Genomic DNA, 16,820 nt, shown 5'->3' on the forward strand with positions numbered 1-16,820 from the left:
TTTTAAACGATTAATTTTTTAATTCACGGAGAAAATAATGCTGAATATCTTCAGGGGCCTCGTCTTCCTGTTGCTGACCTGCGCGAGCGTTGCTCATGCGGCAGACACCGGATGGCTGACATCCCCACAGAACGACCACGCCCGGGTCCGCTTCCAGGCGGAGAAAGAGAACGATCGGATCGACGCCCTGCTCTCTATTGAGCTGGCTTCCGGCTGGAAAACTTACTGGCGCTCGCCGGGTGAGGGCGGCGTCGCCCCGCAAATCGTCTGGCATAACGGTGAACAGGCGCAGTGGTACTGGCCGGTTCCCTCAAGGTTCGAGATTTCCGGTCTGACGACCCAGGGCTACCATCAGCGGGTCGTTATCCCGATAATCATCACCGCCGTTCCCGGCGACCTGCTGGACGGTACGCTCACGCTATCCACCTGCAGCAACGTCTGTTTGTTAACCGACTACAGGCTGCGTCTGGATTTGAGTCAGCCCGCCACTGCCGGTTTTCAGGAGGCTTTTGCACAGGCGATGCGAACCATTCCGACTGATAAAGGCGTGTCGGACGATCTCGCCGCGCATCGGGTCGGCAGCGACCTGGTGATAACCGCCACCACGGTCGGTGAGTGGAAAAACCCCGCTATCTTTTTTGATCCCATGGAGGGCGGGATAATCGCTGGCGCTCCGCGCCTCCGTACCGAGGGCGCCAGCCTCAAGGTAACGGTACCGGTAACCGATGAATGGGGGGAAGAGCCCGCAACCCTTGCGGGGAAAGCGCTGTCGTTGGTGCTGACAAATGGCGCAAAGGCGCAGCAGACCAGTCTGACGATCGGCGCAGATCTTGCGCCAACCTCAACGGTTAGCCTCTGGAAGATGCTGCTTTTTGCCCTGATCGGCGGATTAATTCTTAACCTGATGCCCTGCGTGTTGCCGGTAATGGGCATGAAGCTCAGCGCCGTGCTGCAGTCCGGGTCAGTAGGCGCGCGATCGGGCGGCGTTTTCTTGCTACCAGCGCAGGTATTCTGACCTCATTTGCCCTACTAGCGCTGATGGTAACGATACTGAAGCTTACCGGCGCGTCCCTGGGCTGGGGGATCCAGTTCCAGAACCCCTGGTTTATCGGCTTAATGATTGCCGTTACGTTTATCTTTTCGCTCAACCTGTTTGGCGTCTTCGAGGTGCTGCTACCGTCATCAGCCGTTAACCGGATGGCGACCGCCGGCGGCACCGGCATGGCGGGCAGTTTCTGTGAAGGCATTTTTGCCACGCTGCTGGCGACCCCCTGCTCTGCCCCCTTCCTGGGGACCGCCGTCGCTTTTGCGCTTGCTGCCCCGCTGCAGGAACTGTGGCTAATTTTCCTGGCGCTCGGGCTGGGTATGGCCATCCCCTGGCTATTCGTCGCCCTGTTTCCCGGGTCGGCCGCTCTGATCCCGCGCCCCGGTCGCTGGATGAATTCACTGAAAATGGCGCTCGGCCTCATGATGCTGGCCTCCAGTTTTTGGCTGACGACGCTGCTGGGCCTCCATCTGGGTGAGACCCCCGGCGGCATTATTGCGCTGGTTCTTACCCTGGCGGCGCTGGCCGCCCTACGGGTAACCCATAAGCGTACGACATCTGCCTTCTGGCTGGTGATTATTGCGCTGGCGGCGTTTGCCGGCTTCCAGCTTCGCGGCCTGCTGGCAGGGGAGCCCGCGCGCGCTACCACGGAGGCAATGGCTCAGCCGATCCGCTGGCAGCCCCTTAGCGAGGAGGCTATCCAGAACGCGCTGGCGGCGGGCAAACGGGTCTTTGTCGATATTTCGGCCGACTGGTGCGTGACATGCAAAGTGAATGAACATCGGGTATTAAATCAGCCCGCCATCATTAGCGCGCTCTCCCAGCCCGACGTAGTAGCGCTGCGCGGGGACTGGAGTCTGCCCTCCAAACCGATCGCCCGTTTCCTGCAAAGCAGAAATCGCTACGCCATTCCGTTTAATCAGGTCTACGGCCCAGGCCAGCCGCAAGGCGACATACTGTCGCCGCTGCTCGATAAACAAACCGTCCTCAACGCCCTCAGCCGTGCCAAAGGTTAATTTACGATGAAAAAAACGCTGCTTGCTTTCACTCTTCTTTCGGCCTCTTTGCCGACACTGGCATCTTCGCCGCTTACCCCTGCGCAGGAGGCTCGCGTCCAGGCACTGGTGCAGGAGACGCTGCTTAATCATCCCGAAATCTTGATCGCCGCCGCCGAAAAGCTCGATCGGCAGAATGCCCTTGCCGGGCAGGAACAGCTTCAGCAGGTTCTTACTCAGTACGGCGATGTTATCTTTCACGATCCCAACTCGCCGCGTATCGGCTCGCAGCGACCGAAGCTGACGCTGGTCGTCTTTACGGATCACAACTGCCCGTATTGCAAAAAGTTTGACCCGTATCTGCAGAAGATTGTCGAGAAATATCCGGATGTTGCCGTGGTCTTTAAATTTCTGCCCTGGCGTTCTGAAAGTTCGCTGACTTCGGCAAGGGCTGCGCTAACTCTGTGGCGTGCGCATCCTGAACAGTTTGTGAAATTTAACCATATCCTGATGGCAAAAAAGGGATATCACGACGGCGCCAGCATTGAGCAAGCCAAGACGAAGGCCGGGGTCAGCGTAGCAACGCCGGATGAACAAAGCCTGGCGACGATTAAGCAAAGCCTGCTGGTGGCCGAAAAGCTCGGCATTCAGGGTACGCCAGCCACAATCGTCGGCGACGAGATGCTGTCGGGCTGGATCCCCTGGGAGCAATTTGACGCCATGGTCAGCGACGCGCTGAAAAAACAGTAACCCTCTCCGGGGTGGCCCCCCGGAATTCAGAGATAATGAGATGAAATACATTCTACTGCTGGCGGCCTGGATAATGCCGGGCCTGGCATCTGCCGGGGAAGCTCTCCCTCAGATAGTGAAAAATTTTGGCGAACAGCAAGGGATCGCCCTGATTAAAGAGATCGATTCGCCCGGCGGGGTAAAAGGGTGGCTCGGCCAGTATCAGGATATGGGGGTGACCCTGTTTTTGACGCCGGACGGAAAGCACGTGATTTCTGGATATCTGTATGACGAAAAAGGTAAAAACCTTAGCGAGGCCTATTTTCAGGAAGCCATCTATACCCCTTCAGGCCGCAAAATGTGGCAGACGCTGAATAATGCTCGTCCGCTGAAGGAAGGTGCGGATTCGGCTGCCAGAAAAATCTTTGTCTTTGCCGATCCATTCTGCCCCTGGTGCAAAGCGTTCTGGTCGGCGGCGCAGCCGTGGGTAAAAGCGGGCAAGGTCCAGCTAAATACCCTGCTCGTTGCTTTTCTCAACCCGAAAAGCGGCCGATACGCTACGGCAATCCTGAACGCGCGCGATCCGGCCGCCGCGTGGCGAGAGTATGAGCTTTCAGGCGGCAAAAAAGTGCCGCATTTTGAGGGCGTTACTCCACGCGACACCTTTAATCTTCTTCAGCATCATCAAAAACTGATGGATGATTTGGGCGCCAGCGCGACGCCGGCTATTTATTACATGAATGAGCAGAATGAGCTCCAGCAGGTCATCGGCATGCTCGACGAACAGCAGCTGCGGGAGATGTTCGGGCCAGCGCCCTGACAGATAAGGCGCTCTGCGGGGCGCCTTGCCAACCCAGGCCAGAGTTCGTATTTTATGGCCTGTTCTGCCCGTTTGGGTCTTCAACGCTTGAGTTAATGAGGGATAATGGAACGCTTATTTGTCTACGGCACGCTGCGCCCGGGCCACTCTAACGCCCATATTATGGACAACATTGGCGGAGAGTGGCAGCCAGGCTACATCACCGGCACCTTTTATGAACGCGGCTGGGGAGCGGCGGCAGATTTTCCGGGCATTGTTCTCGACAAAAACGGCCCCCGGGTGCCCGGCTTTCTGTTTCTGTCGGCGAATCTCGAGGCCCATTGGGCCATGCTGGATGCGTTCGAAGAGGGCTACGATCGCGTTGCTGTTGAAGTCACCACCGATGAGGGTCAGCGAGTGACCGCCTGGACCTACCAGCTACAGCCGAAGAGGATCCCGTAGACGATTTCGCCCCGCACAGCGATTGCCGGCGGGGCATCGACCGCGACTAACTCAGGCATCGCGCCAGCCCATTGCCGGCGCAACGTGCTTCAGAATCGACTCAATGACATGCGCATTATATTCCACGCCCAGCTGGTTCGGTACCGTCAACAGCAGCGTATCCGCTTCGGCGATGGCCTCATCCTGTTTCAGCTGCGTGATGAGCTTGTCCGGCTCTGCGGCGTAGCTGCGACCGAAAATAGCGCGGGTTTTCTCATCGAGGAAACCGATCGAATCACTCTCGTCACGGCCTGAACCGAAATAGAGACGATCGCGATCGTCCATCAGGGCGAAAATGCTGCGGCTAACCGAGACGCGCGGCGTACGGGTATGGCCCGCCTGTGCCCAGGCTTCGCGATAGGCGCGGATCTGTTTCGCCTGCTGAATGTGAAACGGTTCCCCGGTTTCATCATCCTTCAGCGTCGAACTTTGCAGGTTCATACCCAGCGTTGCCGCCCACTTCGCGGTAGCATTCGAACCGGCGCCCCACCAGATTCGTTCGCGCAGACCTTCGGAATGCGGTTCCAGACGCAGCAGCCCCGGCGGGTTGGGGAACATAGGCTGCGGATTGGGTTTCGCAAAACCTTCTCCGCGCAGGGCGTCCAGCAGCACTTCGGTGTGACGACGCGCCATATCCGACTCGTTTTCGCCTTCGCCCGGGACGTAACCAAAATAGCGCCAGCCATCAATAACCTGCTCCGGAGAGCCGCGGCTGATACCCAGCTGCAGGCGGCCACCGGAGATGAGGTCCGCCGCACCCGCATCCTCTGCCATATACAGCGGGTTTTCATAACGCATATCGATCACGCCGGTGCCGATTTCAATTTTTTTGGTTTTCGCCCCTATCGCAGCCAGCAGGGGAAACGGGGAACTAAGCTGGCGAGCAAAATGATGCACCCTGAAATAGGCGCCGTCCGCGCCCAGTTCTTCGGCGGCGACGGCAAGGTCGATGGATTGTAACAGCGCATCAGCGGCTGCACGCGTTCCGGACTGCGGCGACGGCGTCCAGTGACCAAATGATAAAAAGCCAATCTTTTTCATGACGAAGTTTCCTGGTTTGCAGGGAGTCGTCGGTAGAGCGCGCCTTATGACAAGCGTGTCTGCCGCGTATCCCACTACTCTACGCGTAACCAGGTGAGAATAAATATCGTTTGTTTAACCGAATACTTCAAATAAATTGATAAAGCTATTTGCCGCCTCCCGGCCATGGGCGGTCCTTCAGAGGCCGAAAATCGCTTCAATTTCAATTTTAAGGTCGGGTGAAAAGAGGCGGCTGACTTCAACGAGAGAGCTGGCAGGCAGATGGTCACCGTAGTTTTGATAGAGAACCCGGCGTAATGCGTCGATCTCAGCAAATGAGGTTATAAAAATAGTGACTTTAATCAGGGATGAAAAATCAACGCCTTCTGCGTCAGCGATGGTTCTGATCTGCTTAAAGATCTCCTCCGCCTGGGCGGCGATACTCCCCTGCTGCGCCTGCGTGCCGAACGCGGTTAACCCTGAAATATAGAGCGTGTTTCCGTGCGTTACCGAGTGAACGTAGGGAGCCTTGACTTCACCCAGTTGAGGATAATTTTTCCGTACCACCTTGCTCATGCTGACATCCTTATTTAAGAGGAAACGAGTCGCCATCCTAACATGCTTTAGCTAAGGCATTCAGTATGTCTCCTCCTGGCAAAAAATAGCATTACAGCCCTTATCTATGCTCTCTTCGCAGCCTGGCAAGGCGTTGCTACGGTACCGATATCGTTGCAAAACGGATCGCATAATGGCCGTGATGACTAGCGTTGATGCCGCACCATCGCGGAGAATTTAAGGCAAATATCCTGCACTTTGACGCTTATTGCATATACTTCAATGGCAGGTTGCGCTTCTTTAAGACGTTGCCGCTACGGTGGAGGCATCCTGCACTTATCTATATTGGATATTGGATTATTGGGTCTGATGAAAATATTAATCATGAAGCAGTAATGGAGGTATGGAACGATGGGATTATTAAGTTTTGTGAAAGACGCGGGCGAGAAAATCTGGGATGCGGTATCTGGCGGCAGCAAGGAAGATCGGGCCGAAAAGCTGAAAAAACACATTGATAACCTTAACCTGCCCGGCGCTGAAAAAGTGAATATTGATGTCGCGGACGATGGCACCGCAACGATAACGGGCGACGTCGGCTCACAGGAAGATAAAGAAAAAATTCTGGTGGCGGTGGGTAACGTCACCGGGGTAGGCCAGGTCAATGATAGCGTTAATGTGACGCAGAGCGGAGCGGAAAGCCGTTATTACACGGTGAAATCCGGCGATACCCTGAGCGCCATCTCAAAAGCGATGTACGGCTCGGCTAATGACTATCAGCGTATTTTTGAAGCCAATAAACCGATGCTGACGCATCCCGATAAGATCTATCCGGGTCAGGTGCTGATTATCCCGGCGAAGCAGTAAGTTATTTCGCTAAGCTTCCGTCAGTTCACTCACCACACTTCGTTAATTACCGGCCGGTTTGCTGGTCGGTAATTCACTCTCAGCCATGTGAACGTTTATCAGGGCATTCTGCCTGGCAGCATCACAGGCCGCTTTAGTGGCCGGGAGAGATAATTTTTCTGTCAGTTAGGGATGGCTTCTGCCACGGCGAACCGCAGCCGTCGAGATGGCACAATCGATGCCCTCTCCTCTCATGGTCATCGTTCTAAAATATCTCTTTATCGCACAGAATAACTTTCGTCGCCGCTGGACCTTTATCACCGCGATGTATGGCAAATTCAACTTTTTGCCCTTCAAAGAGGGTATTAAAGTTATCGCCGTGAAGCGCTGAGTAATTAACGGCGATATCTTTGCTGCCATCAAGAGGAGAGATGAAACCAAACCCCTTCGATTCATTATACCACTTCACCAGACCTTTAATTCTTGAGGACATACTCCCTCCAGTTACACAGCATGAAATTGAGAGAAACGTACAGGATCAAATTTTGGACTCAAAAGGAGGGGATATCAGCGATAGCGCCTGGTCATGAGAACTGCTCAGTAGAGTTTGATGTTCGTTTATCGCGCACAGATTAGGTCATTAATGCACGGATAGCGATAATAAGCAAATCAATTTTTAGCCATCCAGATATCCTTGCGCGGCAAAAAAACTTTATCAGGATATTTACCTGGAAATAAGTCTTGCTATCTATAGTGATGTGTGTGACTAATGAGGGGTCGGTTTAGCATACAGACATAATAAAGCGGTTTAGTAAAGCAGTCCTCATCTTAAGTGTTATCCGTTGATAATTCTTCCTTTTGAGTCTCCTTATCGTTATTAATTAGATTCTGTGCGAAAACCCTTTTCGCCGTAAGGCTCAGATATGTTGAGGTATTATCAATGTCTAATAAAATGACTGGTTTAGTAAAATGGTTTAACGAATCAAAAGGTTTTGGTTTCATCACTCCGGACAACGGTAGCAAGGATGTTTTCGTCCATTTTTCTGCTATCCAGAGCGGTGGCTTTAAGACCCTGAGCGAAGGCCAGAAAGTCGAATTCACCATTGAAGATGGCCAGAAGGGTCCTTCAGCGGGTAACGTCTACGCTGTTTAAAGCGCGCTCCTGCTTTAATGACCCTGACATCACGTCGGGGTTATTTATAATGAGAGTTTTTGAGATAATCGCGTCATTCTGCTATTTTCATGCTTTCGATAACTCCCCCCAAATGACGCCCCCCGAGTATTGCTATAACCCCTCCCACTGGTATATCTCTTTGCAACAATAAATGCTCCCGTTTAGAGTCGTAATACCTTAAGCCACCGGCAAAGAACGCAAACCTCGTTTTAAATTAACGGCGAGCGACTTCAGCAATTAAAAAGATAAGAGTGTACAGTGCGTATCGTTCATGCTGCCAGTGAAGAGAGCCTGCGGATAAGGCGCGTCTCTATCAGTTTTTTCGCGATATTTTCTCAAGGTGGTTAAAGCCAGCACCTGCGGAAGGGATAGTAATGATGATAGCCATCCTGAATGGCGCCGCTACCCATTGATTATTCATGAAAATTTTAAAAAACGTCTAATTTAATTGATGTTTTAAAAAAAACGTAGTTACCATGTAGTACAGTTTAAAGCGATGCAAGGAATCAGCATGCCCTACCTGTTACTTACGCTGGCAGCCCTGTTTTGGGGAGGGAATTATGTTGTAGGGCATATTCTCGTTCAGGGCGCAGATCCGATTGTTATGACGGAAGCAAGGTGGGCGCTAACCGCCATGCTGCTGGTAGGGCTTTATCAACGTCAAATCCGCGAGAGTTGGCGTTTATTGCGTGGAAATGCATCGACGCTGCTGATTTTAACGCTGTGTGGGCAGGTGAGTTTCCCGCTAACCCTCTATATCGGTCTGCAGACCACCTCCGCGCTAAACGCCGCAATTTATATGTCGGCGACCCCCTGCATGGTGCTGATGATTAACCGTCTGATTTTCCATGACCGGGTTTCAGCGCGTAACTGGTGCGGTGTTGCGTTTAGCACCGCAGGCGTACTGCTGCTTCTGCTGCACGGCAATCTGACCAACGCCGAGGGACTCAAAGGATTTAGCCAGGGCGACCTGTGGGCCATGGGGTCTGCGCTAAGCTGGGCGGTTTATTGCTCTCTGCTGCGTAATAAAGATCGGCGTATTCCCGCCAACGCTTTCGTCGCCGTCAGTTCACTTATCGGCGCCCTGATTCTGCTTCCGGTGGTCATTTTCTGGCTATGGCGACACCCCGCCACCTCGTTCGCCGCGTACCACGATATCTCTTTCCTCACCGGCCTGGCGTATCTGGTTATCTTCCCCTCGTGGCTGGCCTATTTGTTCTGGAACAAAGGCATCGCCGCCATTGGCGCGACTCGTGGTGAAATTTACACTCACCTTATTCCGCTGTCTGGCGGGATATTGAGTATTCTGTTTTTACATACCCGGCCGCACCTCTATCACTTACTGAGCACGCTGTTAATTTTAATTGGCATCGCGATTTGTTCGATCGCAAAAAAGGAAACGGTGCATTCGTAAGCAGGAATGCACCGTTTTAACCCTGACAGGGGGAGGACAGACTCTCAGCACCTGCGCATTAAAACGGGCGACAGGAACTTCGCTTAGACGGACTCACCGAAGGCAATGTTATTTATGCTGTAAAAGCAATGCGTTTCAGTCCCTCCACCGCTTTTTCGAGGTACGCGCGCGGACACCCGAGATTAAGGCGAATAAAACCGCTGCCGGTTGCGCCAAAGCTGTTTCCCATTGAAGGGGCAATACCCGCAACATCCACCATGAGCCATTTCAGCTGTTCATCGTCCAGTCCCAGCCGTTTGCAGTCTATCCATAGCAGGTACGTCCCTTGAGCAGGGATGATGCGCGCCCACGGTAGATATTGCTCAACCTGCTGAATAAACCACCGTCGATTTTCTGCCAGATAGCGCAGTAGCTCATCCAGCCAGGGAGCGCCGTGTTGCCACGCAGCTGTGCTCGCTTCAATGGACAACGCATTGAAGACGTCCAGTCCATGAGCATCGAGACGGCGCATAAATTGTTCACGCAGCGCCGGCGACGGTATGAGAAAGTTCGCAATGCGTAGGGTAGATAAACCAAACGTTTTACTGGCGGAGGTGGCGGATATCACGCGCGAATGCCAGCGCTCCTCTAAATGCAAGACCGAGGTAAATGCTTCCCCTGGAAGCAGTAAATCGGCCCAGATTTCATCGGAAATTAAAATAACATCATACTCTTCACACAGCCGGAGCAACTCGCTCAGTTCCAGAGCTGACCAACACCGACCGGTTGGATTATGCGGATTACAGAGGATCATTAGCGGCGGGCGCTCTGTACGAAACAGCCTTTCCAGATGATCGAGATCCATTCTGTAGCCCTGGTCAGGCTCCTCATACAGCGGATTATCCAGCAGGCGTCTACCGTTGAGCGAAATAATTTTGGCAAAAGATCCATAATAGGGTCCCTGAACCACCACCCCTTCACCGGGGTGGCTCAGCATTTGCACGAGGAGGGATAATCCGGGAACCACCCCTTCAATACTGCATATCCACTCTGGTTTTATAGCCAGCTGATGCCGCATTAAGAACCATGAGATTAATGCGTCGTAGTAGGTTTGCGGTCGTTCGCTGTAACCAAAAATACCGTGTTCAATACGCTGAACTAAGGCTTTCTGAACGTCCGGCGGGCAGCTAAAGTCAAAATCGGAAACCCACATCGGCAACAGTTCGGTGGCTTCTTCGCCAAAATAGCGCGTCATAAAATCCCATTTCAGCGATCCGGTATGGTGGCGATCAATTATTTTATTAAAGTCCATCTGGCTTCCCTTCCTGTTCTGTGGCCAGCATATTCGTTGCATTTTCTGCGGCTGGGGAGGTTTTCGCGATACCGATTCCGGTAAAGCCGAAAAATAAGGCAAAGAAGATAGCGGCATAGCACTGAACCGCCCAGGGCAGTAAATCCAGGGTGCTCACTCCCAGCGTCGTTGCCATATAGACCCCGGCAGAGGTCCAGGGTAATAAAGGCTCAATAACGGTGCCTGCATCTTCGATGGTTCGAGAAAGATTTTTGGTATCCAGCCCCATACGCCGGTAGGCATCTTTGAATAATTCAGCGGGTACCAGAAGAGCCAGTTTTCCATCGCTCGTTGCGCCAGTTACCAGAATAGTGGTGCCAATGGTGGCGGCGATGAGCTGACCGACGCTGTGAATAACCGTCAATAGGCGGTTGATAATAATGTTGAGCGCCCCCGTTAAGGTTAAAGCGCCGGCAAAGGAGAAAGCGCAAAATACTAGCAGAATGGTGCTCATCATAGAGAACATACCGCCACGGTTGAGCAGTCGCGGCACATCAGCAATGATGCCTTCGCTCCCCTGCGGGAACATGGAGATGTTGAAACCGTCAATAAAGGCATCCAACCCCTGCTTAAGGCTAAGCCCCTGCATCACGACGCCGAGAATCAGGGCTAACACGCAGGCGCCCAGCATTAAAGGAATGACCGGTTTTTTGCGAACCGCTCCCCACAGAACAATGACGGGCGGTAAAATCAAAACGATATTAAAGCGGTACAGCGACTCCAGCGCATTGACAATATCGGTGACCCGCTGCGGCGTCGCGACCTCGCCCAGCATATTGCTGTGACCGGCGATAAGATATACCGCCGCGGCAAGCAGAAAGCTGGGGATTGTGGTCCATAGTAAGTGCTGAATATGCTCGAAGAGCGTGGTATCGGCGACAATGGCGGCGAAGTTGGTGGAGTCAGACAGCGGTGAAATTTTATCGCCGAAGTAAGCCCCGGATACCACCGCCCCGGCAGCCGCCGCCAGGGAGACGTCCAGCCCGGCCGCGACCCCCATCAGCGCCACCCCCACCGTTCCCGCCGATCCCCATGATGTTCCGGTACACACCGAGACGACGCTGGTCAAAAAGAATGCGGCAATAAGAATATACTCAGGACTGATTAATTTAAGCCCCCAATACACCATATAAGGAATGGTGCCGCTGAACATCCAGGTGCCAATTAAAGCGCCAACGCAGATGAGGATCATAATGACTGGCATCGCTTTCGCCAGTTTATCCACGACCGAACTAATGATCTCTTCCCACGTAAAGCCCTGCCATAAGGCTAATACGGCGGCTACGGCAGCGGAACAGAGCAGTAGCGGTTCGATTCGCAACCCCATGATGCCGTAGCCAATAATTAACAGCATTAGCATGGCTAAAATAGGGACGGTGGCCAGGCCAAATGAGAGCGTTTTTTTCTGCTTTTGAGAGGCATTCATAGCTAGAACTCCAGTCTGTAAGGTCGTTCAAGGGTAACTGCCCCCCCTTTTGCCTGACTGTGATCCTCCGTTCGCCTTCATGTAAGCGATTACATGAGACTATTAAATTTGAAGCCGATCACACTTGTGAGGCTTGACGATTTAATTACCGCTCCCGGGAGGAAGAACGGAATCGCGGACCACCAGTTCCGCTGCGAAGCTATTGACGCAGGGCTGCTGGGTGGCGCCTTTAAAGAGCTGGATCGCCAGCTGCGAAGCGCAACGCGCCATTCGCTCAACCGGGTAATGCATTGTTGTCAGCGCCGGATAGAGATAACGCGCCATCACCACATCATCGAACCCGACTATTGAAAGCTGCTGCGGTAGCGTAATGCCTTTCAGATGCAGGATACGCATGATGCCGGCCGCCATCACATCATTAAAGGTTACCGCCGCGGTAAAAGGGATCCCGCAGTTAAGAAGCTGATGCGCCGCGCGTTCGCCGCCTTCTTCGTTAAAAGGAACGCTTATCACCCAGCTCCTGTCCGGGGTAATGCCGTATTCCGCTAGCGCCTGACGATAGCCTTCCAGCCGCTCGCGGCGATCGATTATCGGTAAGTCGCTCGTCACGCAGGCAATACAGCGGTGCCCCTGCTCAAGTAAATGCAGCGTTGCCTTTTTTGAGGCCTCGCAGTTCTCCAGCCAGACGCAGCGATTGGCCATCCCGGCAATATAGCGATTTACCACCACCATCGCGGGGAAATGGGCGGCATAACGTAGCAACTCCTTTTCCGCCAATCTGCTCGCATGGACCACGATCGCCTCACAGCCCTGGTTGATTAGAAAATCCAGCCCGGCTTTTTCCATCCCTTCATCATGCCCGCCGCTGCATACCATCAAGCGGAATTGTTCCTGCCGTGAGACCTCCTCGACGCCGCGGGCGAGGCGAGCGAAAAAGGGATCGGCAAGGTTGCCGGTCAATAACCCGAGCATATCGCCGCTGCGTTTCGCCAGCGCCAGCGCCGCGGCATTGCGATGATAATTCAGTTCACGCATCGCTTTTTCAACACGCTCACGCGTTACCGGTTCAACCCAGGCAGTTTGATTAATAACGCGCGAAACCGTCGCGGTTGAAACCCCCGCAAGCTGTGCAACATCCTTTATTGTTGCCATTCCCCTTCCTTTTATGCTTTAGATTTAACTGAGATTCATAGTACCGTGGTGGTGATATTTTCTGTAGCGATCGCTGTCGTTTTATTTAAAACCGCAAAATCCCCCCTGGATCACTTTATCAATGTTAATAATAGCTTTAGTTTTAGCTTCATTGAGGTTTGCGCTCTTTTTGTAAAAGATCAACATAAAGAATTAACAAATAGAACATTCTAATCATATCATTCCCACAGCGTGTTATGCAGATATTATATTCTTTTCCATCAGGGACAATTTCTTACATATCTCCACGTATAATGATGTATCTGCCTTGTTGCCTGCTGTTCATTATAATGGTTTACATATGTTCATCTCCTGGTATTTCCCTCTGTCATGCCAGCCGCTATAACTACCGTCATTAAGGCGCCAACTTATCTTTGTAGGAGCGGATAATGAAAGTGCTCAGTAAAAGACAAATATCATTAATCAATCATTTAACGCAGGAAAGTGGCTGGCTGGCCACCTCCCGGGCGGCAAAAATGCTCAATATTTCAGTCAGTACGCTCAGACGAGATGTTGAAGCTATTAACCTTTATTTCACTGATAAAGGTCATTCTGTACTCAGTAAACCCGGTCTGGGCCTGAAGCTTGAGGCGAACGACGTTGTCCCCCTCCCCCTTATCTCCGGGGATGCGCAGGTTGTAAACATACTTAAAAACAAGCGGCTGGTGGGCATTGCGACCGATTTGCTGACGCATTCTCCCACGCCATTATCTATCAGCTTTTTAGCTGAGAAATACTTCATCAGTCGCTCTTCCATTGTGGAAGACCTAATTAAAATTGAAAAATGGCTAGAGTGTTTCTCCCTTAGAATGATAAAAAACCATACCGGTACGTTTATTGACGGTAATGACTATGACATCCGCATGGCGCTTAAGGAGATCATTACTCATAGCGTTTTATGTAACTATCACATGACCGATAGCAGAATCGATAGGTTCTCTCGCGTACAGCTTATCAAAGAATTTGGTAAAGACAACGTGGCCAACTGTATCAATTTGATTGCATTTATCGAGGATGAATTAACCTGCGCCATTAGCGAGCCCTACTATACCAATCTGTTTTCGCATTTACTGGTCACCATCAGACGTCTGGAGAAGAGAATCGTTTGCCCGGCTGATGAAGCTGCGCCAGTGCATGACAACAAGGAATGGCAGATTGCTGAAAAAGCTATCGCATGGCTTGAGCAGAAATATACGCTCAGGTTCCCGCAAATCGAGATTAATTATATTTATCAATATCTTGTTTCATCCGGTAAGCATCCCGTTCATGCCGTCCATCCTGACAGAGGAGTGCAGGACCAGGAAGCGTTACATTATGCCATTAAGTTAACCAGTCTACTTTCGCAGCTGCTTAAATGTGATTTAATCTCCGATCAGCCGCTCTTGAACGCTCTGGTTATGCATATTAAGCCGATGTTGAACCGTCTGGCTTTCCGCATCATTATTCATAACCCTTTGCTGGATGAGATTAAAAAAGAACTTTCTCCTGTATTTTTAGCGGTCAGAAACGCAACTATGCAAATCAATAATTACAGTAAACACGATCCCCCCTCTGAGGATGAAGTCGCCTATTTAACGGTATACATCCAGGCGGCAATCGAAAAGATTAAAGAAAATAAGAAAATCATCCTTGTCTGTTCAAGCGGAGTCGGTACATCTCAGCTCCTGTATAGCCGGATTACCAAAGCCTTCCCCGACTGGGAGATTATCGACATTGTTCCCGGCAGTCGATTAAAGGAAACGTTAGCTGAAAAAAAGTGCGACCTAATCATATCTACCATCCGAATAGAGGAAATGATGATCCCTGTTGCCTATGTTTCCGCACTATTTTCTGCGAAAGACATCATTCGGGTGACCGAAGCCTTATTCAGCAAACGCCAGACTCAGGAGAGTGAATATGTTAAATAAAATAGTAATCAGCGATCTGTTAAGTAAGGCCTGCGTTATTACTGAGATGCAGGCAAAAAGTAAAATCGACGTCATCGAGCAGTTGACTCAGGCGCTGTGCGATGAAGGCATCATTGATAATAAACAAGGTTTTATTAAAGATGTCCTGGCTCGTGAAGCCCTGGGATCGACTGGTTTTGAAAACCAAATAGCCATTCCTCATGGCAAATCCTGTTGGGTCAATGAAACAAGGATAGCCGTCGCAAAACTGAAGGATAATGTCGACTGGGAAACCATGGATAGTTCAGATGTTAAGCTGGTTATTCTTTTTGCGGTAAAAGAAGCCGACAGCGGAGCGGGACATATAAAAGTTCTCGCTCGTATATCTATCGCCCTGGGTGACGATGAGGTTGTTGAAAATCTAATTAATGCCAGTTCGCCAGAGGAACTCTACCGCTTAATTATTAACAATACCGGAGAGTAGTATCCTCACAAGGAGAATAATATGAAAATAATTGCCATTACCGCCTGTCCAACAGGCGTTGCACATACTTACCTTGCAGAAGCCAATCTTAAAAAGAACGCCCTTAAAAAAGGCATCCCTTTACTCGTTGAAACGCATGGCGCCGTAGACAGTGAATATATTTTTACCGAGGAGGATATTCAACAAGCAGATATTGTTTTAATTGCCGCGGATAAGGTCATCGATATCTCTCGTTTCCATAACAAAAATATAATCCGCGTCTCGGTGACTCGCGCCGCAAAGGATGCAGCAGGATTACTGGACGAGATTGTCACCGGTAAATTACAGCCACAACGACACCTGGCGGCAGACGATGCTCAGGAATCGCCGAAAAAAGATAAAGATAAATCACTGGTGTCTCAAATTTATATTCATCTTATCACCGGCGTTAACCTGATGATCCCGTTCGTCGTTGCCGGCGGTATTTTAATCGCGCTGAGCTTCTCATTTGGTATTACTGCGGCAACGCCGGGAGATGAAAATTTTAACCCGCTGGCGAAAATGCTCTCTGACATTGGCGGTGGTGCGGCCTTTGCGCTGATGCTACCCGTTCTCTCGCTCGGAATAAGTAAATCGATTAGCGGCAATATGGGGATAGTGTCGGGCGCGGTCGGCGGCATGATGGCCATTCAGACAGGGTCAGGTTTTTTGGGGGCTTTGCTGGCGGGTTTTCTGGCCGGATACGCCACGCTGCTCATCGTCAAATATATCAACCTTCCTAAATCGATAGCGGGCCTGAAGCCTATTTTAATCGTGCCATTGCTGAGCGTTTTTATTACCGGGGCGTTAATGGTGCTGGTGATTGGCGAACCGATTAAGTTTCTTCTCGACTCGCTGACAGCGTTCCTCGAAAACCTGGGCAATACCAACGCAGCAATTATGGGCCTTTTGATAGGCATGATGGTGGCGTTTGATATGGGCGGTCCCCTTAACAAGACTGTCTGTATGTTTGCAATTGGCTTGATGTCGACAGGGATCTACGAACCTATCGCGGCCTGTATGGCGGCAGGAATGGTACCGCCGTTGGGTATTGCACTCGCCACCACGCTGTTCGGGCGGAAATTCTCCCGTCAGGAGAGGGACACCGGCAAAGTCACCTATGTTCTCGGCCTGTCGTTTATCACTGAAGGCGCTATCCCTTATGCCGTAGCCGATCCGCTACGCGTTATTCCCGCTATCGTCGCCGGCTCCGGGCTGGCAGGCGCGCTCTCCATGGCTCTGGGATGTGCCTCCAGAGCCCCACACGGCGGCATATTCGTCATGTTTATTCCCAATGTGATCACCCACGTTGTGGGATATATCGTCGCCATCGCCGCCGGCGCGTTACTCACCGCGATTATTCTGCGTTTTATTAAAAAAGACAGCCCTGAAACTGTACAGGAGATGTAG

General features: G+C 51.6%; 15 protein-coding genes and 1 pseudogene. 10 read left to right on the forward strand and 6 right to left on the reverse strand.

Annotation, left to right across the window (positions count from 1 at the left end):
- The first annotated feature begins 37 nt into the window (after window positions 1-37).
- The 4 genes and pseudogenes from HMPREF3178_RS29055 to HMPREF3178_RS29070 all read left to right on the forward strand — a co-directional run bounded on the left by HMPREF3178_RS29055 (window position 38) and on the right by HMPREF3178_RS29070 (window position 4,030).
- Window positions 38-2,061, forward strand: a pseudogene (locus HMPREF3178_RS29055) (protein-disulfide reductase DsbD family protein).
- Window positions 2,062-2,067: 6 nt separating this feature from the next.
- On the forward strand, window positions 2,068-2,790 hold the full coding sequence (locus HMPREF3178_RS29060; protein WP_070585668.1) for a DsbA family protein: 723 nt from the start codon (window positions 2,068-2,070) through the stop codon (window positions 2,788-2,790).
- A gap of 40 nt (window positions 2,791-2,830) precedes the next feature.
- Window positions 2,831-3,589, forward strand: a complete 759-nt coding sequence (dsbG, locus tag HMPREF3178_RS29065; RefSeq protein WP_017146168.1) for a thiol:disulfide interchange protein DsbG — start codon at window positions 2,831-2,833, stop codon at window positions 3,587-3,589.
- 105 nt (window positions 3,590-3,694) lie between these two features.
- The gene (locus tag HMPREF3178_RS29070; protein WP_017146169.1) at window positions 3,695-4,030 is read left to right on the forward strand and encodes a gamma-glutamylcyclotransferase family protein; all 336 of its coding nucleotides are present in this window, start codon (window positions 3,695-3,697) and stop codon (window positions 4,028-4,030) included.
- 51 nt (window positions 4,031-4,081) lie between these two features.
- On the opposite strand, the gene HMPREF3178_RS29075 is transcribed toward HMPREF3178_RS29070, so the two are convergent.
- Together HMPREF3178_RS29075 and HMPREF3178_RS29080 are read right to left on the reverse strand one after the other, a co-directional pair.
- Window positions 4,082-5,110, reverse strand: a complete 1,029-nt coding sequence (locus tag HMPREF3178_RS29075) for an LLM class flavin-dependent oxidoreductase (RefSeq protein ID WP_017146170.1) — start codon at window positions 5,108-5,110, stop codon at window positions 4,082-4,084.
- Window positions 5,111-5,287: 177 nt separating this feature from the next.
- Window positions 5,288-5,665: a RidA family protein gene (locus HMPREF3178_RS29080; protein WP_004100855.1), complete on the reverse strand. Its 378-nt coding sequence runs from the start codon at window positions 5,663-5,665 to the stop codon at window positions 5,288-5,290.
- 390 nt (window positions 5,666-6,055) lie between these two features.
- On the opposite strand from HMPREF3178_RS29080, the gene lysM reads away from it, so the two are divergent.
- The gene (lysM, locus tag HMPREF3178_RS29085) at window positions 6,056-6,508 is read left to right on the forward strand and encodes a peptidoglycan-binding protein LysM (protein WP_004100853.1); all 453 of its coding nucleotides are present in this window, start codon (window positions 6,056-6,058) and stop codon (window positions 6,506-6,508) included.
- Between the two features lie 244 nt (window positions 6,509-6,752).
- On the opposite strand, the gene HMPREF3178_RS29090 is transcribed toward lysM, so the two are convergent.
- On the reverse strand, window positions 6,753-6,980 hold the full coding sequence (locus HMPREF3178_RS29090) for a cold shock domain-containing protein (RefSeq protein ID WP_004100846.1): 228 nt from the start codon (window positions 6,978-6,980) through the stop codon (window positions 6,753-6,755).
- Window positions 6,981-7,427: 447 nt separating this feature from the next.
- On the opposite strand from HMPREF3178_RS29090, the gene cspA reads away from it, so the two are divergent.
- On the forward strand, window positions 7,428-7,640 hold the full coding sequence (cspA, locus tag HMPREF3178_RS29095) for a transcription antiterminator/RNA stability regulator CspE (protein WP_004100844.1): 213 nt from the start codon (window positions 7,428-7,430) through the stop codon (window positions 7,638-7,640).
- Window positions 7,641-8,172: 532 nt separating this feature from the next.
- A complete protein-coding gene (locus tag HMPREF3178_RS29100) occupies window positions 8,173-9,075 on the forward strand; it encodes a DMT family transporter (RefSeq protein ID WP_017146171.1) in 903 nt (300 codons plus the stop codon).
- A 112-nt stretch (window positions 9,076-9,187) separates the two neighbouring features.
- On the opposite strand, the gene HMPREF3178_RS29105 is transcribed toward HMPREF3178_RS29100, so the two are convergent.
- From HMPREF3178_RS29105 to HMPREF3178_RS29115, 3 genes are all read right to left on the reverse strand, one after another.
- Window positions 9,188-10,366 carry a MalY/PatB family protein gene (locus HMPREF3178_RS29105; RefSeq protein WP_017146172.1) on the reverse strand — a complete coding sequence of 393 codons (1,179 nt, stop codon included), beginning with the start codon at window positions 10,364-10,366 and terminating at the stop codon, window positions 9,188-9,190.
- Entirely contained in the window at window positions 10,356-11,831 is a 1,476-nt protein-coding gene (gene nhaC / locus HMPREF3178_RS29110; protein ID WP_017146173.1) for a Na+/H+ antiporter NhaC, read from the reverse strand. The genes HMPREF3178_RS29105 and nhaC overlap by 11 nt, the downstream gene beginning before the upstream one ends.
- 141 nt (window positions 11,832-11,972) lie before the next feature.
- Window positions 11,973-12,983 carry a LacI family DNA-binding transcriptional regulator gene (locus tag HMPREF3178_RS29115; RefSeq protein ID WP_017146174.1) on the reverse strand — a complete coding sequence of 337 codons (1,011 nt, stop codon included), beginning with the start codon at window positions 12,981-12,983 and terminating at the stop codon, window positions 11,973-11,975.
- Window positions 12,984-13,411: 428 nt separating this feature from the next.
- Between HMPREF3178_RS29115 and HMPREF3178_RS29120 the strand changes: the two genes are divergently transcribed.
- The 3 genes from HMPREF3178_RS29120 to HMPREF3178_RS29130 are packed head-to-tail and all read left to right on the forward strand — an operon-like array spanning window position 13,412 to window position 16,820.
- Window positions 13,412-14,929 carry a BglG family transcription antiterminator gene (locus HMPREF3178_RS29120; RefSeq protein WP_017146176.1) on the forward strand — a complete coding sequence of 506 codons (1,518 nt, stop codon included), beginning with the start codon at window positions 13,412-13,414 and terminating at the stop codon, window positions 14,927-14,929.
- A complete protein-coding gene (locus HMPREF3178_RS29125; protein ID WP_017146177.1) occupies window positions 14,919-15,392 on the forward strand; it encodes a PTS sugar transporter subunit IIA in 474 nt (157 codons plus the stop codon). The genes HMPREF3178_RS29120 and HMPREF3178_RS29125 overlap by 11 nt, the downstream gene beginning before the upstream one ends.
- Window positions 15,393-15,413: 21 nt before the next feature.
- Window positions 15,414-16,820: a PTS fructose transporter subunit IIC gene (locus HMPREF3178_RS29130; RefSeq protein WP_017146178.1), complete on the forward strand. Its 1,407-nt coding sequence runs from the start codon at window positions 15,414-15,416 to the stop codon at window positions 16,818-16,820.

The organism is Klebsiella sp. HMSC09D12 (assembly GCF_001808475.1).
Taxonomy (GTDB): domain Bacteria; phylum Pseudomonadota; class Gammaproteobacteria; order Enterobacterales; family Enterobacteriaceae; genus Klebsiella; species Klebsiella oxytoca.